This window comes from Paenibacillus sp. OT2-17, assembly GCF_009827695.1.
GTDB classification, from domain to species: Bacteria; Bacillota; Bacilli; order Paenibacillales; family Paenibacillaceae; genus Paenibacillus; species Paenibacillus polymyxa_B.
In genome coordinates, this window is record NZ_WUDQ01000028.1 from 1 (window position 1) to 25,640 (window position 25,640).

At 44.6% G+C, this 25,640-nt stretch carries 20 protein-coding genes and 1 pseudogene; 2 read left to right on the forward strand and 19 right to left on the reverse strand.

Translation table 11 applies throughout. From position 1 onward, the window contains the following. Nucleotides 1-169: 169 nt before the first annotated feature. A complete protein-coding gene (locus tag GRP75_RS07830; RefSeq protein ID WP_160789020.1) occupies nucleotides 170-1,387 on the reverse strand; it encodes a macrolide family glycosyltransferase in 1,218 nt (405 codons plus the stop codon). A gap of 189 nt (nucleotides 1,388-1,576) precedes the next feature. Continuing rightward, nucleotides 1,577-4,885, reverse strand: a complete 3,309-nt coding sequence (locus tag GRP75_RS07835) for a pectinesterase family protein (RefSeq protein WP_160789021.1) — start codon at nucleotides 4,883-4,885, stop codon at nucleotides 1,577-1,579. Between the two features lie 188 nt (nucleotides 4,886-5,073). Between GRP75_RS07835 and GRP75_RS07840 the strand changes: the two genes are divergently transcribed. Next, entirely contained in the window at nucleotides 5,074-5,913 is an 840-nt protein-coding gene (locus GRP75_RS07840) for a helix-turn-helix transcriptional regulator (protein WP_160789022.1), read from the forward strand. Nucleotides 5,914-6,135: 222 nt separating this feature from the next. Here the strand turns inward: GRP75_RS07840 and GRP75_RS07845 are convergent, their stop codons facing one another. The 17 genes from GRP75_RS07845 to GRP75_RS07920 all read right to left on the reverse strand — a co-directional run bounded on the left by GRP75_RS07845 (nucleotide 6,136) and on the right by GRP75_RS07920 (nucleotide 25,252). Beyond that, complete coding sequence (locus GRP75_RS07845) at nucleotides 6,136-7,173, reverse strand: threonine aldolase family protein (RefSeq protein WP_160789023.1); 1,038 nt, start codon at nucleotides 7,171-7,173, stop codon at nucleotides 6,136-6,138. Further along, nucleotides 7,160-7,621, reverse strand: coding sequence for a MarR family winged helix-turn-helix transcriptional regulator (locus GRP75_RS07850; RefSeq protein WP_160789024.1), 462 nt, complete (start codon nucleotides 7,619-7,621; stop codon nucleotides 7,160-7,162). Before GRP75_RS07850 ends, GRP75_RS07845 begins: the two co-directional genes overlap by 14 nt. A 167-nt stretch (nucleotides 7,622-7,788) precedes the next feature. Next, complete coding sequence (locus GRP75_RS07855) at nucleotides 7,789-10,899, reverse strand: efflux RND transporter permease subunit (RefSeq protein WP_160789025.1); 3,111 nt, start codon at nucleotides 10,897-10,899, stop codon at nucleotides 7,789-7,791. Continuing rightward, nucleotides 10,896-12,287 carry an efflux RND transporter periplasmic adaptor subunit gene (locus GRP75_RS07860; protein WP_076295680.1) on the reverse strand — a complete coding sequence of 464 codons (1,392 nt, stop codon included), beginning with the start codon at nucleotides 12,285-12,287 and terminating at the stop codon, nucleotides 10,896-10,898. The genes GRP75_RS07855 and GRP75_RS07860 overlap by 4 nt, the downstream gene beginning before the upstream one ends. Before the next feature lie 201 nt (nucleotides 12,288-12,488). Then, nucleotides 12,489-13,139, reverse strand: coding sequence for a response regulator (locus tag GRP75_RS07865; RefSeq protein ID WP_069080157.1), 651 nt, complete (start codon nucleotides 13,137-13,139; stop codon nucleotides 12,489-12,491). Then, nucleotides 13,136-14,374, reverse strand: coding sequence for a sensor histidine kinase (locus tag GRP75_RS07870; protein ID WP_028541767.1), 1,239 nt, complete (start codon nucleotides 14,372-14,374; stop codon nucleotides 13,136-13,138). The genes GRP75_RS07865 and GRP75_RS07870 overlap by 4 nt, the downstream gene beginning before the upstream one ends. Before the next feature lie 186 nt (nucleotides 14,375-14,560). After that, the gene (locus tag GRP75_RS07875) at nucleotides 14,561-15,028 is read right to left on the reverse strand and encodes a hypothetical protein (protein ID WP_028541766.1); all 468 of its coding nucleotides are present in this window, start codon (nucleotides 15,026-15,028) and stop codon (nucleotides 14,561-14,563) included. Further along, a complete protein-coding gene (locus tag GRP75_RS07880; RefSeq protein WP_160789026.1) occupies nucleotides 15,021-17,045 on the reverse strand; it encodes a S9 family peptidase in 2,025 nt (674 codons plus the stop codon). Before GRP75_RS07880 ends, GRP75_RS07875 begins: the two co-directional genes overlap by 8 nt. 45 nt (nucleotides 17,046-17,090) lie before the next feature. After that, nucleotides 17,091-18,095, reverse strand: coding sequence for an ABC transporter ATP-binding protein (locus GRP75_RS07885; protein ID WP_053326145.1), 1,005 nt, complete (start codon nucleotides 18,093-18,095; stop codon nucleotides 17,091-17,093). Then, nucleotides 18,092-19,069 carry an ABC transporter ATP-binding protein gene (locus GRP75_RS07890; protein WP_023990421.1) on the reverse strand — a complete coding sequence of 326 codons (978 nt, stop codon included), beginning with the start codon at nucleotides 19,067-19,069 and terminating at the stop codon, nucleotides 18,092-18,094. The genes GRP75_RS07885 and GRP75_RS07890 overlap by 4 nt, the downstream gene beginning before the upstream one ends. 23 nt (nucleotides 19,070-19,092) lie before the next feature. Beyond that, complete coding sequence (locus GRP75_RS07895) at nucleotides 19,093-20,025, reverse strand: ABC transporter permease subunit (protein ID WP_160789027.1); 933 nt, start codon at nucleotides 20,023-20,025, stop codon at nucleotides 19,093-19,095. 17 nt (nucleotides 20,026-20,042) lie between these two features. Beyond that, nucleotides 20,043-20,960 (reverse strand): ABC transporter permease, encoded by a 918-nt coding sequence (locus GRP75_RS07900; protein ID WP_023990423.1) that lies wholly within the window; start codon nucleotides 20,958-20,960, stop codon nucleotides 20,043-20,045. An 85-nt stretch (nucleotides 20,961-21,045) separates the two neighbouring features. Then, nucleotides 21,046-22,593 carry an ABC transporter substrate-binding protein gene (locus GRP75_RS07905; RefSeq protein ID WP_160789028.1) on the reverse strand — a complete coding sequence of 516 codons (1,548 nt, stop codon included), beginning with the start codon at nucleotides 22,591-22,593 and terminating at the stop codon, nucleotides 21,046-21,048. A 69-nt stretch (nucleotides 22,594-22,662) separates the two neighbouring features. After that, entirely contained in the window at nucleotides 22,663-23,847 is a 1,185-nt protein-coding gene (locus tag GRP75_RS07910; protein ID WP_028541761.1) for a M20 metallopeptidase family protein, read from the reverse strand. 47 nt (nucleotides 23,848-23,894) lie between these two features. Then, complete coding sequence (locus GRP75_RS07915) at nucleotides 23,895-24,620, reverse strand: FadR/GntR family transcriptional regulator (RefSeq protein WP_023990426.1); 726 nt, start codon at nucleotides 24,618-24,620, stop codon at nucleotides 23,895-23,897. Between the two features lie 247 nt (nucleotides 24,621-24,867). Continuing rightward, entirely contained in the window at nucleotides 24,868-25,038 is a 171-nt protein-coding gene (locus GRP75_RS29165; protein WP_202404039.1) for a hypothetical protein, read from the reverse strand. Between the two features lie 19 nt (nucleotides 25,039-25,057). Next, nucleotides 25,058-25,252 (reverse strand): H-type small acid-soluble spore protein, encoded by a 195-nt coding sequence (locus tag GRP75_RS07920; RefSeq protein WP_023990429.1) that lies wholly within the window; start codon nucleotides 25,250-25,252, stop codon nucleotides 25,058-25,060. Between the two features lie 199 nt (nucleotides 25,253-25,451). Between GRP75_RS07920 and GRP75_RS07925 the strand changes: the two are divergent. Then, a pseudogene (locus GRP75_RS07925) lies at nucleotides 25,452-25,640 on the forward strand (macrolide family glycosyltransferase); the annotation flags it as partial.

Below are 25,640 nucleotides of genomic sequence, written 5' to 3' on the forward strand. Positions count from 1 at the left end.
GGGAGCTTGATGGGCGGATTAACCGCTCAATGGATTGGTTACCGAAACACCTATTGGGTATGTTTGGCCCTAATCATCTGCTCCCTTGGTCTCCTGGCAATTTCGAAGAAATTAGAGTTTGAAAAATCTGCTGCTTTAAAAGAAAGGAATCACAGTATATAGACTGCGCTTATTTTTCTATGGCGGAGAAATGACTCATAATTGTATCTGCAGCATGTCTATACCCACCAGCCTGGCGTAATGATTCGCCGATCACATGAGCCTGTTCTTTATAGGTTGGATGACTCAATACCTCTAATAAGGCAGCTCTCAAACTAGCGGGTGTAAGCTCATTTTTATCCACAACAACACCCGCTCCCAGTTCCTGCACCCGACTGGCTACGATCGGCTGATCCGATGTTAAAGGAATCATGACCTGCGGTACATTGTAATATAGGGCTTCACTTGTACTGTTCATCCCCGCATGTGTAACAAAAGCGTCCACATGCTGAAGCATTTCCAATTGCGGAATATAAGGCTTGATTATAAAATTGTCAGGGATACACGGGGCCAATGGCTCCATGTCTGTATAATTGCCTGAAGACAGCACAAACTGCACAGGCAAATCGCGAAATGCTGCAAAACAAAGCTTATAAAATTCCAAGTCTTTATTCAAAATAGTACCCATTGAAATGTAAACCGCCTGTGGATGCAGAACACGAAGTTGTTCGAACGGGAAAGATGGAGCATCTTTACGCGGTACAATAGAAGGACCTGTAAAAATAAAACTGTGATCCAGTTTTTCGGCTTGCGGTTGAAAATAGCGGCTTGTATAAACTATTCTTAAGCGCCCGCCATGAGGAGCAATCTCTTCTATAGCCGGAGCGTCAACCTGAAGCTCATTAGCTAGTTGATGCGTTATTTGCATCGTAGCCGTGTACAACTTTTTTACCTCCGGATCATTGTCATTCATGCCTTGTCCCGATCCCAACGGCTCTACGAAAGCAAAAGAAGCGATAGAGCACACAGCAGGGATTCCTAGCTTCTGTGCAATAATCGTGCCTCCCCAGCCCATCAAAGAATCATAGATTAAATAATCATAGGTTCTGTTTTCAATAACTCTCAAAACCTCTGGAATAATCGGAAGAATCATACCTTTTACCATCATGTACACAAATTGATAATGATGTTTGTATTCTGCTGGCTTTAAATCAGAGTCTTTAGAAAAAGCATCATCAACAAAAGGGTAGGTGATCATCTGTGCTCCTGTCTGTTGAATTCTCGTACGATATTCTTCCGTACACACATAGTCAACATCCTCCCCACTGTCTACCAACCTTTTCACTAATCCTAGTGTCGGATTAACATGGCCTTCAGCAGGCGTGATCACTACTAACACACGTGCCATACCTTACACCTCCAAATCAATAATAAATTACAATTTGAAATAAATGCACTTTTAACATAGCAAACATTTACCATATAAACAAGTATTTTCAACACCGAAAATTAAGTATGTATCCTCTACTCAAACTATAGAAATAAGCGAGACTGAACGCTAGAAGCGCTTGCCCCGCTTAACCATTGAACATCAAATTTAAAGACGCCAATCCCAATGGTCTGTCCCGCTCAGAACAGCTTCAACGGTGTACTGGCTTGCTTCATCGGCGGTAAGCTGTTTGGCCCAAGGTACACGCCCGCTACTTTCCGCACCTGGCCCAAAGTTGTCAAACTCTCCAAATCTTGCGGTCTGCTCATTGGATTCCTTACCCCAATTGTTCCAGCCGCCCGGCTTGATATGGTCATCCATATAGGTCTTCAAAAAAGTAACATGAGCGTAAGGGCGCCATGGCCGTCCGAGATCCACCTTGCCTGTCAAGCCATTTTCTGTTGTCAGACGACATTGAATAAATACAAAGCCCGGCTTGTTCTCTTCTGTTGAAGCTGCTGTCACATATCCAGCACGCAGGCTGTGTATGATCGAATTATCAAACACGGCAGGTGCATTGCCAAATATAAAATCTACACTGCCACTGATGTAGCTGTCCTTGAAATACTGTCTGCCACGGTTCACAAGCAACGTATCCTGTAGGCCGGTAATTTTGACATTGTGATACTTACCACGATCGCCTTCGGCATATAACGCTACAGCCTGCACCTGCCCAGTTCCTTCTGTATTGGCAACCGTGATATTCTCCAACACAAAATCGGGACTTTGCACACGCATTGTATAGCTGTTGCTTGTTCCTAATTCTTTTCCGTCCACCACGGTTTTGGCCGTATCATCAAAAGAAATGATCGTTTTGTCGCGATCTTCTCCGATAATGCTCAGATTTTTTTTGGAGGAATTCACCTTTATTTTTTCACGATACGTACCGTTTTTGAGATGGATAACTGTCCTTGTGTTGCTGTCGTCAGGGACTGCGTCAATAGCTGCCTGAAGAGATCTAAAGTCAGCAGGGCCATAGGTCGCTACCACCACACTAGTGGGATGAGTTCCTCCTGAGTCTGTCAGGTTGCGGATGGTGACATTGCTGAATTCCGACGTATTGTAATTCCATACATCGTTTTGTTGTTTGGATGCATCAGTAGCCAACCCGAACAATAACGGCTGATTATCCGGCACATCTATAACAGTTTCACCAACCTTCTCCCAGTTCGTCACACCATCTGCGGATACCCAGCCGGTAACCTTTTGTCCTTGTCGTACAAGACGAACCGAATATGGCGTTGTAATAAAAGCCTCCATTGACGCACGTTTCGTCTTACCATCCGTTTGATCACGACTGATAAGAATACCCTGTTCGCCATATTTAACAAATGCTAAAGACATAAAAGCCATTTTTGATCCAGGCTTCAGCGATTCACGAATCATTACACCCGCTTCGGCATTATCATCCACCGGGGTAATTTGTTCCACACGGGCTGTGATCTCAGTGTCACCTTCCCATTTTTGATAAGCATAATGGAAAATATCTGCCTTACCGTCAACGTCTCCCGCTGACTTCAGTCGTATGCTGCTACCGCTAGCATCTTCTTTTAAGACCTGTGTATGCCCTTTTATATAACCATCATTGCCCTCAGAGCCAATCTCTTCGCTGAGCCAACTTCCCGATTGCGCAGTCGTATTGACGTGAATGGTAACAGGATTGGAAAATACAGCAGTCCCCTTGCGGTCGGTCACCCGTACAATAATATTGTGGGTACCATCTGTTACATGATTCCAATCGAGATGATAAGGTGCGGTCTCTACTTTACCAACAAGTTTGCCGTCAATGATAAATTCAACGTGAGCAATACCATCTTTGTCCTTGGCTGTTGCTGTTATGGTCGCATCCCGGCCTGCTTCCAAAATATCGTTATGCTTTAGTGAACGTCCGTTTGCATCCGACACCTGAACGACGGCCTCTGGATTATCCACCTCATTTCCATTCGCTAGCTTCTCAATAAGATCATTTAAATAGACCTCAAGATTCGTATAACCCTTGGCAAAATGAGCATACGCCCCTGTACCGGCAAGCCCCTGACCGTCACGGTCATCTGCATTATTGGGGTCCAGCCCATTGGCACGTTCCCATTCATCTGGCATTCCATCATGGTCACTGTCAGAAAGCTCCGTCGTCGTTACGTTATAATCGTCATAAATCCACCCTGCTTCACGCGGAGAGTTAATAAACGCACCCGTTCCATTGTTCACATCATTCATAATTCGAGCGTCCACCGCATCTCTTCTTGGCAGCGTGGCTCCTGAGCCGGCAAGCACCTCAGTATATGCGGTTTGTGCATCTGTCGCTTGATATGGACCATACGCATCTGGTGAGATTCCGTTGTCGTATTCCCCTCTAACTTCAATCGGCTCCGCCAAACGGGTGGAAGGATCAATAATTGACCCAATGGATGTTCCAAGCTGCCAGTTGTCTTTTGTAACCGAGTCATTGCCGTACATGTAGTTACCACCAATAAAGATGCGTGTTTTATATTTTTTACTACCCACGTCCACAAAGATTTGACCGCGAACGTCCTGATATGTGTTGGGGCCATACTTATAATAGTTATTTAGCACATTATACGATCCTTCACCGCCGCCGTACGAAGAGAAAAACCCCCAGTTATAAATGACATTATTGGTCATTTCCACAGCATCGATTTGTTTTTTATCGGTTGGAAAACGCGGATTACGGCTTGCATTGTGAGCCAACAAGTTATGATGATAGGTGGAATTTCGTCCGCCCCATATGCCGCCATAGCCGTGGCGACCTTTCTGGTGAGTGGTCATTAGCATACTTTCGGACGCAATGGACCATTGTACCGTTGTATTGACGTTGTCATACAGGCTCAGTACCTCATCCACCGACCAGCTAAAGGAACAGTGATCAATCATTATGTTTTTATGGTATCTGGCCCCTAACGCGTCATCCTCACTGGGGTAACGGTCGGTCAATCGGAAACGCAGGTAACGGAGAATGACGTTATCTGCATCAATCCCTGTTTTGTAATCGCTTACAGTTATACCGTCGCCAGGAGCTGTCTGACCAGCAACCGTCAGGTTGTTTCCCAAGATTTTAAGTGGCTCCTTGAGATGAATCGTTCCACCCACCCGGAATACGACCGTCCGATTATCGGAGCTGACCGCTGCGCGAAGAGATCCGGGTATGATCTGTTCCCCTTTGCCGTAGTCTGCCAGCGTGGTGACCTCATACACTTCACCTCCGCGTCCACCGGTAACATATTTACCGCCACCCTCCGCCCCCGGAAACGCCGGAATATCCGTCGCCACTTTTGCCACCTTTGCGATCTCTGTTCCTACCGCAGGCTCCGCTTGGATTAGTGGTGGGCACAAGGTCAACAACAATGAACCCACAACCACATTACATAGCACCTTTTTCCATGTACGCTGCTTGCTCATATTCTGTTTCCTCCCTAAGATTTTCTTCCACATCAGCGCATATTTTTATAAAAATACGATCCGAGACGTTCAGAAGCGCCTTCACCTCCTTTCATCAATCTTTTCTGCTTTTATCATTGGCAGGTTGTCATATATACTGTTGGTATATGAATGCGCTTACTTATCTTAATTTGTAAAGGAAGAAGCACATGAATGAAATGAAAGAAGATAAATATGTCATTGGCGAACAACAATTCTCCATTCATCACATCTATCGTACCGGTTTCACAGTTATGCCCCGGCCTCATGTCCACGAGAACTATGAGCTGTATCTCTTACTGCGAGGCGAACGCATCTATTTTATGAATGGCAAGGTATACACCGCTCGCAAGGGAGATCTGATATTCATCCTTCCTCATGACTTGCACTCTACCGCCAGTACGCAATTGCAGGAAACAGAGCGCATCTTGATTCATTTTTCTCCGACGTTTCTCCCACAGCAGGATCATGACATTCTTGACCTGCCGCCGTATCAGCAATCCGCGTTGCTTCGCTTACCTGCGAGAGAGCAAGTGGAGGTTGAACGTTTATTCCTACAGATGAATACCGAATGCAGGAATAAGCAGCCTCTGCATGACCGTTGCGTACAGCATTTACTGTTGGAAATGCTTATCCTGGTGCACCGATCGGAATCGATCGAGCGAAGTGAACCTGTTTCCTCTCATCCCATGCATCAGAAAATCACGGAAATTTCTTCTTTTATTCAGGATCATTACAATGAACCGTTAACTCTCGAACAAGTGGCCGCCTGCTTTTTCATTAGTCCAGCGTACCTAAGCCGTATCTTTCTAAAGTTGACTGGTTTTCATTTCAGCGAATACATCCGCGTAGTGAGGGTCAGAGCGGCCCAAACAAGACTTCGAACCACCAAAGACAAAATCCAGCATATTGCAGAGGAAGTTGGGTTCGGTCATGCTTCCCACTTTAATAAAATCTTCAAAAAAATAACTGGGCTCTCCCCTCTTCAGTACCGCAAGCAGGTTCGGTAGATATTCAGTGTAAAGAATTAGACGCCGATTTTATACATCCGCTCTTGTCTTGTTTTTCCATTTTTATATCCACTTGCTCTTTCATGGAACTAAAGACAAGCCGCTTTGGAATAAGTAAAATGCACAAAAAAACCATACTTCGCTGCAATGCATGCAACGAAGTATGGCTATTCCATAGTCATTCTCCATCTTTAAAATTATAAATTACTCTTTCTATGACCTTTATCGCAATGCTTTAATATCCTGAATCAGCATTTCAACATTTTCTTTCTTCGTAGCCCAACTGGTACAGAATCGAACTGCACTATGTGTATCATCAACCTTTTCCCAAAAGGAGTAAGTATATTTTTCACTCAATGCCTTTAGTATACGATCTGGTAAAATCGGAAACTGCTGATTGGTTGTAGAACGGTATTGAAAAGAAAACCCTTGCTCAGATAATCCGTTTTGAAGCAGCATGGCCATATCTATAGCGTGTTTGGAGATTTCAACGTATAAACCGTCTTCAAACAAAGTTTCAAATTGAATGCCCAACATTCTTCCCTTAGCCAGCAGTCCTCCTTTTTGCTTGATCATATATCGGAAATCTTTTTTCAATGTATCATTTAGAATGACTACTGCTTCTCCCATCAAGGCTCCAATTTTGGTCCCGCCAATGTAAAACACATCGCAAAGCTGTGCTATATCTGCTAAAGATGCATCGCTATCTTCGGCCACCAAGCCATAGCCTAATCGGGCTCCATCTATAAACAGTGGTAAACCACACTCTTGACAGACTCTACTTAATGCTTCTAGCTCTGATTTGCTATAAATCGTTCCATTTTCAGTAGGTTGGGAAATATAAACCATCCCGGGCTGTACACTATGCTCAGGAGCGGCATCATTCCAGTGAGCGTCATACAGCTCCTTTACCTGCACGGCCCGGATTTTCCCATCATCACTTGGCAAAGTAAGTACTTTATGCCCAGTAGCTTCAATCGCTCCGGTCTCATGTACGGCAATATGTCCAGAAACTGCCGCAACGACGCCTTGATGCGGACGCAGAATAGAAGAAATGACGGTGGTATTGGTCTGTGTACCTCCAACCAAAAAGTGTACATCCGCATTTGGGGAGTCACATGCTTCTTTAATATATGCTCTGGCTTTTTCACAATGATCGTCGACACCATAACCTGGAGTTTGTTCATCATTAGTCTCCAGTAGTCGCTTTAATATGCGCTCATGAGCACCTTCGGTATAGTCGCATTCAAATCGTATCATTCTGTATCCTCTCCAAATTATCCAATTTCTTCTGAATTAACAACATAGAAGCATGTAATTCCTTTATCTCTTCTTCTGAAAGTCCTTGAACTAATTTTAGAATTTGTTCATCAGACCTTTCATTCAGTTGGTTATAGAACTCCTTTCCTTTAGGAGTCAAACGAATCAGATTTGTTCTATTATCCAACGTTGAATTTTCCTTAACAAGAAAGCCCTCTTTGCAAAATTTAGCAATGATCCTACTCATATAGCTGCGATCAATTTTAAGAGATTCGACTAGAGAATTCGCAATACATGGCTCGATCAACCCGATCTCTATAATGACACGGGCCTCGGTAAAGGAATATCCGCTATCCAGCACATGTCTATCTAAAACACCCAGTATATTCGTATAGAACCGATTAAAACGCCTCATATCCGCTATAATATTAGCATTTATATTGATCATAACTCCCCCAATTTAGTGGACTTTTGCAACAATTATAGTAATGATTTTTGTGGACTCTGTCAATGAAATAATAATCACAAAAGAAAAAATCGTACATTAAGACACTCGTCTAATGTACGATTTCATAATAATAAGGAAAAATGAAGTATATTCTTTTCTATATTTACCTACAAGGTCATTGAGCTATCGCTATTTATAGCCTTTTCCTTCTTATGCTTCCGTTTCAGCTTCAGATGAGCTACGACCATATACAGAGTTGGAACTACAAACAATGTTAAAATAGTTGAAAAAATCAGTCCGAAAATAATGGTCGTTGCCAACGGTTTGAACAAGATCTCCCCTATTGTGGCAATGGGGATCATACCCACAATCGCAGTTAGCGAAGTAAGCAAGATCGGACGGAAACGGGCAGAGCATGCCATTAGAATCGCGTCTGTTAAATCAGCGCCTTCACGCCGCGCATCTTCAATAAACTCTATTAACACAATACCGTTACGCACGACGATACCAGCAAGTGAAATGATACCCATAATACTCATGAATCCAATGGGCATCCCTGAAATAAAACTTCCAAGGATTCCTCCTGCCGCTGCCAGATAAACAGTGGTCATAATAATTAGCGGTGTGGAAACCGAGTAAAACTGCATGGTGATTAAGAGGAGAATAAGAAAAATAACAATCACAGCTAATTTGCCCAAATCCTTAAACATATCGGACTGCGCGGATGTTTCCCCTCCCATCTCCCATGTGTAGCCTGGCTCAAACTGTGTATTGGTAAGTTTGCTACGGATGTCCTGAGTGAGTTCTGTAGCTGTACGCCCATTTGCATCGGATGAGATCGTTACCGTCCGTTCCAAATCATAGCGGTGGATTTGCTGGATGGAAAAGTCCGGTTTCATCGTGGCTAATTGGGATAAGGGGATTTGCTCCCTTGCCGAATTGTTCACGCTTAATTGTTGGAATAATACCTCAGGATCATTGTTTGGTTTGTTCATATATACATTTATATCAAGCAATTCTTTACCCGTATCAAAATCCGTTACATTCACACCGTCACCCATTAGTAACAAGGTACGCGTTAAATCGGAATAGCTAACCTGATATTTATCCAGGGCTTGCTGATTGATTTGGAAATTCAGATTATAGCTTTGCATACCCATATTATCGGTCACATCTACAGCTCCGGGGGTCCCCGCAACAATTTCTTTGACTTTAGTTGTCATGTTTTGCAGCTTATCCATGTCTTCTCCTTTAATACGGATAGACACCGCACTGCCGACCGGAATACCTAATTGGGGAACACGAATGCTGATTAATGCAGATGGATATTTAGCTTGTAGCGTATGGGTCCAGTTATCCACTGTTTTTTTGAGATCAAATAGCCCCTCTTTTCCAACGACAGCAATTTGGCCGTTTACCGCTCCCCCAGAGCCGTGACCACCTGCAACATCGCTGTACAGCTGAGGTGCTCCTCCACCTGCCGTTGCCGCCAGTCGCTCTGTTTCTGGCTGTTTTTTGACCCAGCTCCCAATCTCGTTAATAACCTGATTGGTTGCCTGCAACGACGTTCCTTCTGGCATCGTTACGCTGATCGTAGCATCCGCTTTATCAGAATCCGGAAATAATTCAATGGGAACAACAGCAAGTAGTCCATAAGCTGCTGTACCCATCATAAGACCAATAAGCGCTGTTAACAGTGGACGTCGCAGGATCCTTGGCATCCAGTTTTTAGAGTACACATTGGATAGAGACTGGATTTGATTCCCCAGAAGTCCAGGTGGCTTAACTTTCTTACTACTCTCTTTTCCTTTACGACGTTGATCGTACCATTGACGGAAAATAGGAATGATCGTTAGCGACATAATCATGGAAGCCAGCATCGTTAACGAAATAACGGTAGGTATCGGTTTAATAAAGTCACCAATGGTGCCCGGCAGGAATAAAAGCGGGGCAAATGCTGCAACCGTAGCTAGCGTAGCTGTAATGATCGATAAGGATACCTCTTTCGTCCCTTTAATAGCCGCCTCCGTAGCATCTTCCCCAAATTCAGTGCGTCGGCGTTCAATATTGTCATTGACCACGACGGCATCATCAACCAATATCCCTAGCACAATGATTAATCCGATGAATGAAATTTGATTCAGCGTGATTCCTGTTGTGGGCAAGAAAATAAAGCCGATGGCGATGGAAACAGGAATGGCCAAGGCAACAAATGCAGAAGTCAGCAAATTTAAACCTAATGTACATATAACAATGACCGATATAATAGCGATGATCATCTCTTTGGTCAGGTTTCCAAACATTTCATTGACTCGATCATTTTGTGCAAAAAGCAGCTCAAAATGCACATTCTTCGGTAAACTGCTCACAAGTTCATTAATTTTGGCTGTTGTCGCTTTAGATACCGTTGGCACGTCTGTGCCCGTATCTCCACTCACACTGATTGAAATAGCAGGCTTGTTATTCACATACGTATAACTAGCCGCTTTTTTAAAAACAAGTGAGGCTGTCCCTACATCTTTGAGAGATATCGGGAATCCATCGTCATTGCTTGAAATCTGGACGTTATTTAGAATAGATGGATCGGTAGAGGCATTTACCGTCAGCTGATAAGTACGCTCATTGAAATCCATACTTCCTGTAGGAACTCTTTCATTCTCATTTTTGATTGCTTGAACGACCTGCTCCCAGGAGATGTTATATTGTTGCATCTTTTGTGTGTCTAAACTGATTCGTACTTCTTGATCTGGTATTCCTTGAATATTAACTTGCGAAACACCCGAAACCGTTTTTAATTGATCCTTCCATTTGTTCATCAATTCATTTAACGAGTATAAATTCTCAATTTTATCAGAAGTAATCGCATATGAACCAATGAAAGAGCTTGTCATGCTATCATTGATAATAGGCTGCATCGCATCATCTGGAAGCTCGGACTGTGCATCCTGTACCTTTGTACGAAGATCAGCCCACACCTTTGTCGGGTCCGCATCTTCAAAAGCTTCTACAGTTATACTGGATTGGCCTTTAGATGAAGTGGAAGAAATCGTTTTGACACCTTGTACTGCTTTAATTTTCTGTTCCATGACCTTAGTAATGGTTTGCTCGATTCTTTCGGGTGAGGCGCCCGGATAGATGGTTGTAACACTGGCTGACAAGGGAATAACATCGGGCTGCTCCTGTTTAGGTAACGATGTAAAATTGTAGAGCCCTAGCACAATGCACATGCCAAAGAAAATGAGTGTAATTTTCTGCTTTTTAACGATATATTTAATCATTCGGACGACTCCTCCGATTTCCCAAGTACATCATTCCCAATTAAATCACCATTAAATAAGGTGCCTGCTCCTTGCGTAACGATTTGATCGCCTGCCTGTAGTCCAGAGACAACTTCGAGCTGATTATTAGTCACTTTTCCCAGTTTAATCACTGTTTTAACGGCCTTTCCATTTATAGCTTTAAAGACATAAGGGTCATTTCCCGTACTAATTACGGCCTCTACGGGCACTAAAAGTGCTTCGTTTTGATCCATGCTTTTAGATGCGCTTATGACTTGACCAGGCTTCCAATCCAGTTCAGGATTGGCAATGCTAACTTCCACATTGATGCTCCCCGTTTTGGAATTAGTCGATGGATAGATCTGGGTAACAGTCCCTGTTCTGATTTCATCATAGAGAGATATATTTACTTTTTGGTTTTTCTTCCACGATAAGATTTCACTGTCCGGTACGGGGAGAAGTACTTTTAAAGTCTTGATATTTCCGACAACAAATGCCTCACTCCCGCTGGAGCCCAATTGACCATCAGATATCTTTTTTTCAATCACAACACCAGTGATCGGGGAGGTTAAAGTAGCTTTTTTCAGTGACAAGGATGACTGTTCATAAGCAGCCAGTGCATCCTCATAGGTAGCCTGCGCCTGGGCTTTGCTGGCTATCCCTTGTTGCCTAGTAGCCCTAGCTGACTCCAGCCCTGCTCTAGCCTGATCTACCCCAGCCGAAGCTTGTGCACGTTGTTCTTGGGATGCCCCTGCAAGCAAAAGAGACAATTTCTCTTGCGCATCACTTAAACTTTCTTGTGCGTTCGTTAATTCCAACTGTGCATTCTCATTTTCCGTTAAGGATACTGCACCTGCCTGGAATAGACTTTGGGACCGTGCGGCATCCGCTTTCTTCTTGTTGTAATTATTAGTTGCTACAGTAACCGCATTTTGAGACTGTGCAATCTCCTGCTTTTTGGCGCCATTGTTCAATTCCTGCAATTTGGATTGGGCCGCATTGACCTGGGATTGTGAACTATGAATGCCCGCCTGTGCCGATTGAACAGAAGCCTCCGCTTGGCTAACACCCGCCTGTGCCTTTTCCATGGTTGCCTTTGCCCGATCCAGCTGTAACTGATAAGCAGATGTATCTAACTTCGCAAGGACACTCCCTTTTTCTACTGAATCTCCAACCTCGACCATGGTGTTCAATATACGTCCATCCGCTTCAAAGGAAACATTGGCCTCATTACTTGCCTGCAATGTCCCCGCCAAATTAAAATCATTGGTCAAAGGTTTCATTGCAAGTTTCTCCACTTTTACCGGGTGACTGGCTTGTGTTACAGAGTTCTCCGTTGCACTGGAGCAACCAGAAGCTACTATAGCTAATGCAACCCCTGCAATCATTATTCTGATTCCTTTTCTCTTCAACTAATGTCATCCTCTCTGATTCCCTCTTCTAAAGGTGCTATCAGCAACCCGTGGGTCAAGTAAACTTTTTCATCCTTTTTTCATGTTATAACAATGAACAAACAAAAAAATCGTACAAAGGGGCAAGCACCTTATGTACGACTGGGCAAATAAATAACATATTTTCAGTTATTATTTCTAAAGCTGTAAAATACCACGTTCCAGCGAAACAGCAACAGCTTCCGATCTGGAATCAACACCAAGCTTGTTATAAATATTCGTTAAATGTGCCTTTACGGTACGCTCGGAAATTCCCATATCAAACGCAATTTCCTTACTTTTATAACCATGTGCAACAGACTTTAATATATACTTTTCCTTATCAGTCAGAACTAAGTTTCTTTCGTGTGACTCTATCTCAGCTTCTCTCTTATTCGTGGCAGCGAATACCCTTGCTGTTATTTCTGGCTGAAGCAGCGTTTCCCCCCTTAGCGCAGACTCAATAGTGCGAAATAAATTTTCTCGACTGGTATCTTTTAATAAATATCCTTTTGCTCCCAAAGAGAGTCCCTTAATCATTAAATCATCTTCGTTATAGGTCGTCAGGATAATGACTGGTGTTTCATTTTGTTTTTCTCTGAGGGCTTTCATGGTTTCCAAACCACTCATTTGTGGCATATATAAATCCAACAATATGACATGTGGCTGAAGTTCTTCAATCAATTTAAGAGCCGTTACACCTTCTCCGGCTTCACCAATAACCTCATAACTGTCATTGGTCTCCAGCACCAGCTTTAATCCTTCTCTAACTACCCAATGATCGTCGACAATTAAAATCTTGTATTTCATGATAGGTCTCCTTTAGTAAGAGGCGCCTCTATTTTTATAGCTGTACCTTCTTGAAATATACTGCTAATATTGATTTTTCCACCCAGTATCCGTACACGTTCATGTATACCTATTATTCCGTAATGCCCTGTTTGCTTGGCAATAATATCCGTATCAAATCCCTTTCCATCATCGCGAATCTCGATTTCAATCTTGCCTTCGTTATCTAAAATATTAATCCATACGGTATTAGCATGTGAATGCTTCGCTACGTTGGTTAAACACTCGCTTATAATAAACAATCCATGTTCGAACACCAGTCTGGGAACTGAAGCTTTAATTTTGATGTTGCGTATTACACGAATGCTCGTAGCCATTGTAAATCGCTGTATTTCTTCCTCCACTGCTTCTGCAAAATCAACTTCCGAGATGGTTTTCGAACGCAGATTGTCTATAGCTCGCCTTGAATCAGACAATGTTCTTCGCACTTGTGACATCGATTGTTGGACGATCTCCTGAGCTCTTTGCGTACTTCCTTTTGTCAGATGGGCATCAATGGCTTCAAGTTGCATGATTAGCCCAGCAAGCCCTTGAGCCAGCGTATCATGAAGATCACGGGCCATACGTTGTCGTTCGTTAGCAATTGTAAGTTCTTCGACCTTTTGATGTGCAATTTCAAGTTCTTTAAGAACGTTTTGCGTTCGGATTCGTGCTTTGACTTGTTTGAGAAAAAGAACGGCATAAGCTACTATAACAACTGCAATTAGAAAAAACAGCGGGATGAACAACACAAATTGCTTGCCATCATTATGCCAGACCACAGCCACACAAAAAAGTACATAGGAGATCAAAAATACAAGAATAACCTTAAGCGGCTTGTAATAAATGCCTATACTCTGACCCACCAAAACTGGCATTAACCCAACCAGTACAATGGAGAAACTTTCAGGTAGAAGAAATGCACTTGAAAAGATCAATCCCCCTTGCACAACAAAATAAGCCCATGAAAAATATTTTGCAACTCTTTGAGCATGCAAGTACAAGAGGATGTGCAATATGATGATTACAGTGAATAAGACACTTTGCGGCAGATTTAGACCGCTGGACAAATGTTGAAGAATGACAGACTCACTATAAATTATAAAAATCCATATTATAGTTAACACTTTTGAAATATCTTTCTTCTCAAATTCACCTTCACTTTCACTTATTTCTGGATCTAGATTTTGAATCTGTTCATTGAATACATCAATCATAATTCCCTCCTACAATTCTGAATTCGGCTTTTCAACTTATTAGAGACAACGCCGCTATGAGAGCGCCTGGTCCATTTAGTTTGAACAGAAATCATTTATATATTATTTTACAAAAAAACAAACAGAAAAAAACGTACACATGGGCAATATCATTTGTACGTTTGGGCATTAAATACTATTTGCTTTTTAAGAATCATCTTCATTTCGGTATAAAAGCTTAATGCTGACTCTCCTCTGCACGTTACCTGCAGCTTCATTGTCTTCAGCAATCACCTGCCACTGTCTGCCGATGAGCCCTTGTAAAGTATCAATTTCGATAGGATCAAGATACAGATTTTTCAACGTGATCCCATCTTGCTCATAATCGCGATCTAGGGCTCGATCCAAACGAAAATAAAGCAGCCTTTTCAATCCATTGATGTGTAAAAACTTAAATTCATAACCACTAAGGATCGCTTCTTCCCACTCGTCTCCTATGTCTTCTGCCGTTTGACAACGTTCTTTGAAATCCATTGTTTTTTCTTTAACCTTGTCGAGCAAAGGAGTGAAATCCTGTTTTTTGATACATTCAATGATGACGTCTTTTGGTTCACCACTCGTACATAAGTTCTCGATCAGAAAGGCCACTGGGATGGACAATTTCACTTTACTCATTGGAGTATACTCCTTTACTCAAGCAGGAATTGAACCAAGCCACCACTTGTTCAAAGTTATCCACACGAAGGGACGGTTTACCGCTCTTTAGCAATGAATGATTGGACCCGGGATATCGAATGAGGCGTGTTATTTTACCCAACCGCTTAAGAGCCGTAAACAACTCATCCCCTTGGCTAACAGGACAGCGCAGGTCTTCCTCGCCGTGTAAAATCAGCAACGGAGTTTCAATGCTATTTACATGTGCCAATGGGGATTTGGACCAGAGTAGCTCAGGATCTTCCCACGGGTTAGCCCCAACGATTCCCTCTGTGTAGGAAATACCAATATCGCTCAAGCCATAGAAGGAGAGCCAGTTGGAGATGCAGCGTTGCGTAACGGCAGCTCGAAATCGGTTCGTGTGAGAAATGATCCAGTTGGTCATCAGGCCGCCATAACTGCCGCCAGCCACCCCGAGCCTGGTTTCATCTATACAATCAAACTGGCTCAGCACAAAGTCCAAGGCGTCCAGCAGATCACGATAATCTCCTCCCCCAAAGTCCCCCCGGCAGGCCTGAGCAAAATCCTGACCATAACCAAAGCTACCGCGCGGATTGGTCATGAGCACGGCATATCCCTGCGCAAGGAGCGTCTGCATTTCATGGCTATACGTGCCGGTATACATCGCATGGGGTCCGCCGTGAATTTGTAAGATCAAAGGAACCTGATCCCCCGGTACCATTCCGGCCGGTTTGAAAATCCATCCTTGTACCTTGAAGCCATCCGAAGCCTCAAACCAAAACGTCTCTGGTGAACTCACTTGCAAGGAAGCCATATGATCGTCGTTATGGTGCGTAAGTCGCTTCTCTTCCCCTGTCTCCAGATTCATTTGATACAGCTCGCCTGGCCGGTCCACATCAAGTGCAGCAAAAACCAAATAGCGGCCGTCAGCAGATAGCGTGTACTGATAGATATCTCTATCACTTCCGCCAGTCACCGCTTGAACATCCCCGTCCATTGTGATGCGGTATATATGAACAGCACCCTGCAACGTCCCGAGCACATACATCGCTGGCTTCAATCGTGCAGGAGCATATAACGGAGATGGAGACGGACCAAATGATTTCATATCGCTTAAGGCGAAGTTGCCGATTTGCATGTCTAATTCAGGAACCAATAGTTCCGGGGCTCCCCCCGTAACAGGCACGGTGTATAGTCGATTCTGGCTACCACTTCCATAAATGCGATCACTGGCGATCAGAGTCAAAGATTTGCCGTCTGGGGCATACGAAAATTGGCTAATCGCCAAGCTGGAATCCGTAACTTTCACCAGATTACCGCCGTCGCAATCGATCGTATACACATCCGAAAACGAAAGCATGTCTGCATCCTTCATGTCGTCGTCTACACGTTTGGACAAGAAGGAAATCTGCTTGCTGTCCGTGGACCATACAGGGTAAGATGCATTCCAAGGTCCCGACGTTATTGGCGTGATCCGGCCGTTTTCAAGCTCCAATACATATAAATGACTAAATAGACCATTCCACCAGCCCGATCCTTCAGCTTTGGGAGTGGTACGATCCACGATACGTCCCCGCTCACCGGATTGCTTGCTATATTCCTCAAGCCCCATGGCTTCCCGCTCAGCGTGTATACTCACCATACTTGTGAATACAATATACTTTCCGTCCGGTGACCAGACGAATGCACCCACTCCCCGCTTCACCTCCGTCTGCTGCTGTCCCTCTCCACCTTCAGCCGGAACCGTCCATAGCTGTTTGCTTCCATTCGCCAGACGTAAAAAAGCTAGCTGTAATCCATCGGGTGACCAAGCTGGAGCCGAATCCTTGTGGCCACCGGTCAACGGCTGATCGTCGTTCCCAAGAAGGGATGCGACACGGATGTGTGTTTGGTAGTCATTCTTTGGGCGATCTATGCTTTTATTGACGTAGGCAATCGTTCCATCGGGGCTTATTGTGGGATCACTGATCCACTGATATCCGTACAAATCCTCCGGTACAATTGATCGTTTATTCATGAGTAGCCTCCTTTTTTTGGTTAACGCCTACTTCCAAAAGTTCATCTATTCGTGAGCCACCTGCTCATGCAGGGGAAAATGACAGGCAGCAATATGTCCTGGAGTATGCTCTTCGAGCAATGGACTCTGTAGTCGGCATATCTCTTGTGCATAGGGGCAACGCGTGTGAAAAGTACAGCCCGAAGGCGGATTGGCAGGATTGGGGATTTCCCCCGTCAATGTGATCCGTTCTTTACGCAGCCTCGGATCAGGAACAGGCACTGCCTCAAGCAATGCTTTTGTATACGGATGTTGCGGTCTTGCAAACAACTCGTCACGATCTGCAAGCTCCACGATTTTGCCCAAGTACATCACCGCGATGCGGTCGCTAATATGCTTGACGGAGGGCAACCCGTGGGCAATAAAAATGTAGGTAAGCTGGAACTGCTGCTGAAGCTCCTTTAACAAATTCAAAATCTGAGCCTGAATTGACACATCCAGCGCGGATACAGGTTCATCACAAACAATGAGCTTCGGTTTCATAGCCAGTGCTCTCGCTATGCCAATCCGTTGACGCTGCCCGCCACTGAATTCATGGGGATGCCGATCCGCTAAATGCGCGCCTAACCCTACCGTTTCCAACAGTCGAAAAACTTCAGCTTTAAGCTCCTTGCCTCTAGCAATCCCGTGTACCTGCAGCGGTTCCGCGACGATATCAAAAACCTTCATTCTTGGATTTAAAGAGGAATACGGGTCTTGAAATACAAATTGTAAATCTCGTCTGACTTTACGGACTTCTTCGTCTGTTAAATCAGACAGGCTTTGCCCTTGAAAACGAATTTCGCCTGCCGTGGGTTCTAGCAGTTGTGTAATCATTTGTCCTGTTGTTGATTTGCCACACCCTGATTCCCCTACAATACCTAAGGTTTCTCCTGGCATCACCTTAAAGCTCAAATCATCAACCGCCCGTACATAACCGCTCTTTCTGGAAAACCAGCCCTTGTTCATCGGAAAATATTTCTTGAGCCCATTCACTTCGAGAAGCGGTGTTTTCTGTGCTGTCTCGTTCATACTGACACCTCCTCCATCCGTAAACATCTGACATAGTGTCCTGGATTCTTAGCCTGTATTTCAGGATGAATCCTTGTGCACTGTTCCTGGGCATAAGGACAGCGGGGATGAAATGGACAACCACTTGGCATCTGCATCATATTAGGAACGGTACCGGGAATGGAATCCAGCCATTCTCTCTGTTCCGTAAGCTTAGGGAGTGATCCTAGCAGTCCGATCGTATAGGGATGGCCCGGCTTTTCGAACAATTCAAATACGTCCGCTTCCTCGACTACTTCCCCGGCATACATCACGACTACCCGGTCAGCCATTTCCGCGACGACACCTAAATCGTGGGTAATAAGAATGATGCCTGTATTCTCTTCCTTGCTCAGCTTGTGGATTAAATTCAAAATTTGAGCCTGTATCGTTACATCCAGAGCCGTCGTCGGCTCATCAGCGATGAGCAGTTTTGGCTGGCAGGCCAAGGCCATTGCGATCATCACCCGCTGACGCATTCCTCCCGACAACTGATGTGGGAAATAACCTACCACTTTCGACGCGCCAGGTATACCTACCCTTTCCAGCATCTCTATACTTTTCTGCCGTGCTTCGGGTTTGCTCAGCTTCTGATGCTGCCGGATGACCTCACTGATTTGGTTGCCAATCGTAAATACAGGATTCAACGAACTCATTGGCTCCTGAAAAATCATGGATACCTCGTTTCCCCGATATTTGCGCATTTCTCCCTTGGACAATTGGAGCAAGTCTCGTCCTTCAAGCAGAATCTCCCCGCCCACGACTTTACCTGGTGCTGCCACTAAACCCATAATAGACAAGGAGGTTACACTTTTACCGGAACCGGACTCTCCAACAATAGCTACTGTTTCGCCTGGATTCACAGTGAAGCTGACACCGTTGACCGAAGGAACGATGCCATCCTCCGTTTTAAAGTAGGTTTTCAAATGATTCACTTCAAGCAATCTCGTGGTCATCTTTTCCGATCCCCCGCTTTCTGCTATTCTTTCGCTTTCATATGGGGATCTAACACGTCGCGAAGCCAGTCACCTAGAAAAATGACGCCCAGGACTGTGATGGTAATCGCCAGACCGGGAAACGTTGCCACCCACCAGCTCGTGGCTATATACTGTCTCCCATCGCTCAGCATGCCACCCCAGGACACTGCCGGCGGTGTAATCCCTAACCCGAGGAAACTAAGAGAAGCTTCCATAATAATCGTCGTTGCTACATTCATACCGGAAATGACGATAAACGAAGACAGGACATTCGGTAAAATGTGCTTCAACAAAATCCTACTATTTTTAGAGCCAATCGCCTTGGCTGCTTTAACAAAGTCTCGTTCCTTGATACTCAATACCTCGCCCCGGACAACTCTCGTATAAGAAACCCAATTTGTAACGCCAATGACGAAAATGAGCGTAGTCATGCCAGGCCCTACCACGGCCAAGACAACCAGCATCAGCAGAATAGCCGGAATAGCCAAAAAGGCGTCGGCAACTCTCATTATGGTGGCATCCACCCATTTACCATAAAACCCGGCGAGGAGGCCGAGTATTGCGCCAATGGTGCCTGAGATCAGAACTGCACCAATACCGACGATAAGCGAAACTCTCGCTCCATATACGATACGACTCCACATATCTCGTCCTAGGTTATCTGTACCAAGCCAATGTTTCGGCAATCCACCATCCAGCCACATAGGCGGTTTCAGACGGTTAAGCGGGTCAATTTCCGCAGGATTGTGACTGGCCAGCATAGGGGCACATAATGCCGTTAAACTAACGAGCAGTAAGATTACTGCGCCGACCGTTCCGGTTTTACTTCGTAATAGTTGCTTCCATATGCGTCCGATACCGGACGGTTGTGTCTGCTTTTTGCCATCCAGGTTTAGATCTGGACCAAGGGCTTGTACATCATGAATGCCTGCCACGCTTCCCCCTCCCCTCTCTAGTTGTATTTAATCCTTGGATCAAGCAGTCGGTAAACGACATCGGTTAAAATATTGCTGACCACCACAATAAAGGCAATCACAAATACAGCAGCCTGAACGATAGCCATGTCGTGCGTATTCACAGCGACGACAAGTAACTGTCCCAAACCCGGCCATGCAAATACCGTCTCTGTAATCAGTGTACCTCCGATCAAGCTCGTAAATTGCAAGCTCATAATCGTAACGACCGGAATCAATCCATTGCGGAAAGCGTGTTTTCCGATAACCACGATTTCTAGAATCCCTTTACTTCGGGCTGTTCGAATATAGTCCTGATTCAAAATGTCCAGCATACTGGAGCGAATGAGTCGGGTCATCTGTGCAGAAAGGCCGACACCCAGTGTAAAGGCCGGGAGTATTAAATGATCCATCCCGCCCCGGCCGGACACCGGAAGCATCCCTAACATGACGGAAAATAATAAGATGAGCATAATCCCCATCCAAAAGTTAGGCATGGCCTTTCCGACTACGGATAAACTGGAAATGATTAAATCGGTAAAGGTATTCCGTTTGACTGCTGAGATGACGCCCAACGGCACAGCAATGATGACCGCAAAAATCATGGCGGCTACTGCCAATTCAAAACTGGCAGGCAGCCGTTCCAATACTAACGGCAAAGCCGATTCACCATAGCGAAACGAGGTACCAAAATCTCCTTGTAAGGCACTGCCAATAAATTTAATGTATTGCGTATATAAGGGCTGATCTAGCCCCAGCGCCTGCGTTAACACTGCACGATCCTCAGCTGTAGCGGTCTCCGGCAGCATAAGCGCCACAGGGTCCCCGGTTACCCTCACCAGGATGAATACAATAAGGGAGACAATCAACAGTACAGGAATAACCTGAAGCAGTGATTTAGCGATATACGTTTTCAATCTGTCACCTCCGTAACCAGCAGGCTTTTTTTAAAAGGACGGGCAGGAACCTTCATTGAGGTCCCCGCCCGTTCATTTCTCATCTTTATTTAGCAGGTGTAATATCCTCTGCATAGAACATTTCATCGCTTCTCGGTTGGAAGTTCACACCGTTACCGGTGCCATAAATCCCTTCCATTTGGAACAAATATACGGCTGGACGATCTTCAGCCAAAATCTGTTGCACTTGCTGATACTCTTTTTCACGCGAGGCTGTATCCAAATTCGTCAGCGCATGCTGCAGCAGCTTCTCTACCTTCGGATTGTTATAATCCGTTTCGCCTTTTGCCTCTTCTACCAGATAGCGATTATAGTTGTTGGAAGCATCAAATAGAGAATTACCAATGCCGATCATAAACATTTCTTTGAAAGATTTGGAACTGTAACGCTCACTGAAAGCACTTGGCTCCAGCACGTCCAATTTAATGTTGAATCCTTCTTTATTTAACATGGCGGCTACGACCTCGGCATACTCTTTGTATATTGAGGATACTGAAAGGGTCAATGTCGGGCCTGCGCCAGCATAACCGGCCTGCTTCAGCAGTTCCTTGGCTTTAGCCGAATCATATAATGTTTTCTCATATAAGGAAGGATCGGCACCAAAGTTGCCTGGTGTAACGGAAGTACGGGTTACAATCCCAGCACCGCCTGCGATGCTGTCTACGATTCCTTTTTTATCAATCGCGAGATCTATCGCTTCTCTCACTTTGGAGTCAGCCGTAATACTTCCCTGACTTTGACGTAAAATCAATTGCAGCACACGCTGGATCGGAGCCTTAACGATTTTTTTACCCTCTTCGCCTTGAACACGTTCTATATCCGTGGAAGGGATACCAGATGCAATGTCAATCGAGCCTGCGAGCAGTTCAGATACACGCGTAGAGGCTTCTGGAATGGAGCGGAAGACAACTTGATCCCATTTGGGCTGACCTTCGTAATACTTATCGTTTTTAACGAGTACCACCCGGTCATCCTTGATCCATTGGCTAAATTTATAAGGGCCCGTACCTATCGGATTCTTAAGGAATGCCTCTATCCCATTTTTCTCAATATACTTGGAAGGTAAGATGCCAGCTCCCATTTTGGATAAACGATTCAACAGCAACGGATCAGGTCCATCGGTGATGATGTCTGCCGTATGTTCATCTACCACTTTCACTTCTTTGATATTTTTAAAGTAGGAATTTTGTTTGAGTGTGTTATCCTTTGCCACTCTTTCTATCGTGTACTTCACATCTTCGGCTGTGAATGGATCACCGTTATGGAAGGTTACCCCTTCGCGCAGATGAAAACGCCAAGTGGTATCATCTACCTTTTCCCAGGAAGTAGCGAGTCCAGGTACTTTCTTTTGCTGACTATCATTTTTCAATAAGTAGTCAAATACGTTAACCAGAACAGCTTCACTCGCCGTATTGTTATTGTTATGTGGATCAAAACTTTCAATATCCGTAGCATTAGCAATTGTCAGTACTTTACTGTCGGTCGATGTTGCGCTGTCTTTACTATCGCCTGTGGATTGGGTACCGCAGCCTGCCAGGATCATCGCAGCAATCAGTAACGTAATCCCGCCTCTAAACCACTTATGTCTATTCATCTTGTCCACTCCACTCCATTAAGGTTGTATATTGCCACACAGCTGCATTTGAGCGTCTTAATCCCAATTTTATGTTGTCTTCAAAAAATTCAGCGCGATGGCCGACATCATGGCTACCCCATAAGGCAGTACCATTTCATCTAAATCAAATCTGGGATGATGTAATGGATAGCTAGTATCTTCATCACCTCTCCCACATCCCAGCCGGAAAAACACGCCGGGTACCTGCTCACAATAAAAAGCGAAATCCTCCCCGCCTGTTGACGGTTTGATGTAGTCCCACTCCTTGGAGCCAAACAATTGCTCACTCGTTTCCGTCATCAGATCGACCATATCCGGGTCGTTCTGCACAACCGGGTAGCCCTGCTGATAACTCAGCTCATATCCAGCTCCGAACGACTCACATACCCCACGGACCACCTGTTCGATCAGCTCAGGCATCCGGTTACGCAGTTCCGCAGATAGGGTACGCACGGTACCGATCATCTCTACTTCCGGTGCAATGGCCGCTCCCATATACCCGCCACTAATTTTGCCAATCGTAATGACCATGGTTTCAAGGGGATCAACCATACGACTTGAAATGTTTTGCAGGGCAGAAATAACCTGCGCGGACACGGCAATGGCGTCTATTCCCTCATGTGGACGGGCAGCATGACCGCCTTTGCCTAGAATCTTAATGGTTAAGCTATCTGCCGATGCAAAAGCGACCCCTTTGCTGACCCCCAGTGTTCCTGTCTTCAGACCCGGGAACATATGTAGTCCTGCCATCGCATCCACTTTTGGATTCTCCAATACACCGTCATCGATCATAGCCTTGGCCCCTGCCAAACCTTCTTCAGCCGGCTGAAAGACAAATTTGATATTTCCTCTTTCAGGTCGCTCCAAATGAGCAAGTAACTGTGCAGTTCCCATCAGTATGGCTGTATGGGCATCATGCCCACATAAATGGGCCTTACCTGGGATCTCCGAACGATAGGGAACCGTTTTTTGATCCTGAATCGGTAATGCATCCATATCTGCCCTTAGACCGATGGTAGGCCCTGGGCTTTTTCCCCGTAACAGAGCCACAACCCCGGTTTTCCCTACCTGGGTTGTCACCTCCAACCCGAGACTACGCAAGTGCTCGGCTACAATGCCCGATGTTCGAATCTCTTCATAACCCGTTTCAGGATGGCGATGAAAATCCCTTCGCCATGTGATCAATTGCTCTTGAAGTGGTCTAGATAAAGCCAAAAGCTCGTGTATGTTCATGTTTGCACCCTCCCCACTCGAATCGTATTCTTTTCTGTATGATATCGTTAGCCTTTTGCAACCACTCTTGCATAAATGGCATCTGCGGAATGTCCGATATGATGCTTCATCATTTCCCGCGACTTCTCAGCATCTCGTGCCCGAAGTGCACTCAAAATTTCTGTATGGACGTCGTAATTCACCGTCCGAATCTGATCATCATAGGGCATGAGATCAAGTGCCGGGTTAATCTTGGTGCGAATCTGCCTAACCGCATCTTCACAAAATGGATTGCCAGATGCTTTGGCAATGGCCAGATGGAATTTAACATCCAAGGCCCGAAACCATTCTCGGGTACAGTCCGCTTCAATACTCTGTTCCAGGTAATGCTGAAGCAGGTCCAGTTCATCCGTGGTGATCCGCGCAGCCGCTAAAAAAGCCCCCTCCGGCTCCACAATCATCCGATATTCAAAGACCTTCAGCATGTGCTCCCAATCTTTTGCAATTTCTTCCCGGGTACGTTTATGAGAGTTTGCTGTCACTGGAAGAACAAAGGTCCCTCCCTTGGCACCTACTCTCTTCTCAATGAGTCCCTTGGATTCCAATTGAGATAACGCCTCACGAACTGTAATTCTACTGGCATTAAATATTTCTGCGAGTTCCCGTTCTGTCGGTAGTTGCTCCTCGCTAAGCAATTCCTTTAAAATAATAGCCTCTTCCAACTGCTCTCTAATAAAATCACTCACTTTTTTAGCTGATACTTTTTCAAAGCGCAGAGGAGTTTGGATTAACATATGAACACTCCGATCATAAATCTTTAAGGTCTAAACCTTATACCATTGTAAAAAACAAAAAAATATAAATCTGTTGTTATCATAATACCTAGTAAACCTATATGCAATACTTTTTTTAAAAATATTTATGATGCTTTCGAAACAATAAAAAGAAGCAGCCCCTTACAGAGCTGCTAAATCTTTGGTTATCCTTATGCATCATATAAAAAGCACGCAACAGGTTATCCTGTGCGCGCTCGGTCATTCTCTATTTCTCCTCCAACTCATCCGGTACATCGTATTTATTGATATGTGAGGTCATTGCTGCAACTACTTCGCTGGCATCCGTCGTGGCCGGCACTTCTCTAACCACATCATCCGTCTGGTCACGAAAATTCAAACGGTCTGCCTCGACTACTTTCTGTTGATTTGGTTTCATTTTTCATATCGCTCCTTTCTTATTCCAGTACCTGATCTCTTTCCGTTAACGTGTACAAAGGTACTTCCCGTTCCTCTTCTGGATGGTTCAGCGCATAAATGCGTGCCGTCTCACTCTGCTCGTTCACATGCTGAATATAAATGGGTAACCCATCACACAACACATTCGCCATTATGGAAGAGGACGCTATTTCTTGCGCTCTTTGAACATTCACTTAGAAAAAACCTCCCTTGCTAAGTAGAGTTCCCCCTTACTATGCACGAGGTAAATATTTGTTATACACATTTCATGCCAACATGTTTTTCATGATCATGAAAGGATATCATTTGAAAAAATAAATATTATTGTTATTATGGATTGAGAGATTCAGTGAAAACTGCGATCTTAATTGTAGAGAAAAGGAGTAATGATGAATGTTAAACATATTAATGGTTAACTTTCCGGCAGAAGGACATGTAAACCCTACGATCGGGATGACGCAAGCCTTTGCAGCACGAGGGGACCAAGTACATTACATTACAACTGAGAAATACAAGGACAGACTCGAAGCCGTTGGAGCGAAGGTTCACCTGCATTCTGATCTGGTCAGGACTGCTTCCATT

Coding starts and splice junctions, on each gene's coding strand:
- GRP75_RS07830 (WP_160789020.1), bottom strand. CDS start 1,387: ATGGCACGTGTGTTAGTAGTGATCACGCCTGCTGAAGGCCATGTTAAT.
- GRP75_RS07835 (WP_160789021.1), bottom strand. CDS start 4,885: ATGAGCAAGCAGCGTACATGGAAAAAGGTGCTATGTAATGTGGTTGTG.
- GRP75_RS07840 (WP_160789022.1), top strand. CDS start 5,074: ATGAATGAAATGAAAGAAGATAAATATGTCATTGGCGAACAACAATTC.
- GRP75_RS07845 (WP_160789023.1), bottom strand. CDS start 7,173: ATGATACGATTTGAATGCGACTATACCGAAGGTGCTCATGAGCGCATA.
- GRP75_RS07850 (WP_160789024.1), bottom strand. CDS start 7,621: ATGATCAATATAAATGCTAATATTATAGCGGATATGAGGCGTTTTAAT.
- GRP75_RS07855 (WP_160789025.1), bottom strand. CDS start 10,899: ATGATTAAATATATCGTTAAAAAGCAGAAAATTACACTCATTTTCTTT.
- GRP75_RS07860 (WP_076295680.1), bottom strand. CDS start 12,287: ATGATTGCAGGGGTTGCATTAGCTATAGTAGCTTCTGGTTGCTCCAGT.
- GRP75_RS07865 (WP_069080157.1), bottom strand. CDS start 13,139: ATGAAATACAAGATTTTAATTGTCGACGATCATTGGGTAGTTAGAGAA.
- GRP75_RS07870 (WP_028541767.1), bottom strand. CDS start 14,374: ATGATTGATGTATTCAATGAACAGATTCAAAATCTAGATCCAGAAATA.
- GRP75_RS07875 (WP_028541766.1), bottom strand. CDS start 15,028: ATGAGTAAAGTGAAATTGTCCATCCCAGTGGCCTTTCTGATCGAGAAC.
- GRP75_RS07880 (WP_160789026.1), bottom strand. CDS start 17,045: ATGAATAAACGATCAATTGTACCGGAGGATTTGTACGGATATCAGTGG.
- GRP75_RS07885 (WP_053326145.1), bottom strand. CDS start 18,095: ATGAACGAGACAGCACAGAAAACACCGCTTCTCGAAGTGAATGGGCTC.
- GRP75_RS07890 (WP_023990421.1), bottom strand. CDS start 19,069: ATGACCACGAGATTGCTTGAAGTGAATCATTTGAAAACCTACTTTAAA.
- GRP75_RS07905 (WP_160789028.1), bottom strand. CDS start 22,593: ATGAATAGACATAAGTGGTTTAGAGGCGGGATTACGTTACTGATTGCT.
- GRP75_RS07910 (WP_028541761.1), bottom strand. CDS start 23,847: ATGAACATACACGAGCTTTTGGCTTTATCTAGACCACTTCAAGAGCAA.
- GRP75_RS07915 (WP_023990426.1), bottom strand. CDS start 24,620: ATGTTAATCCAAACTCCTCTGCGCTTTGAAAAAGTATCAGCTAAAAAA.
- GRP75_RS29165 (WP_202404039.1), bottom strand. CDS start 25,038: ATGAAACCAAATCAACAGAAAGTAGTCGAGGCAGACCGTTTGAATTTT.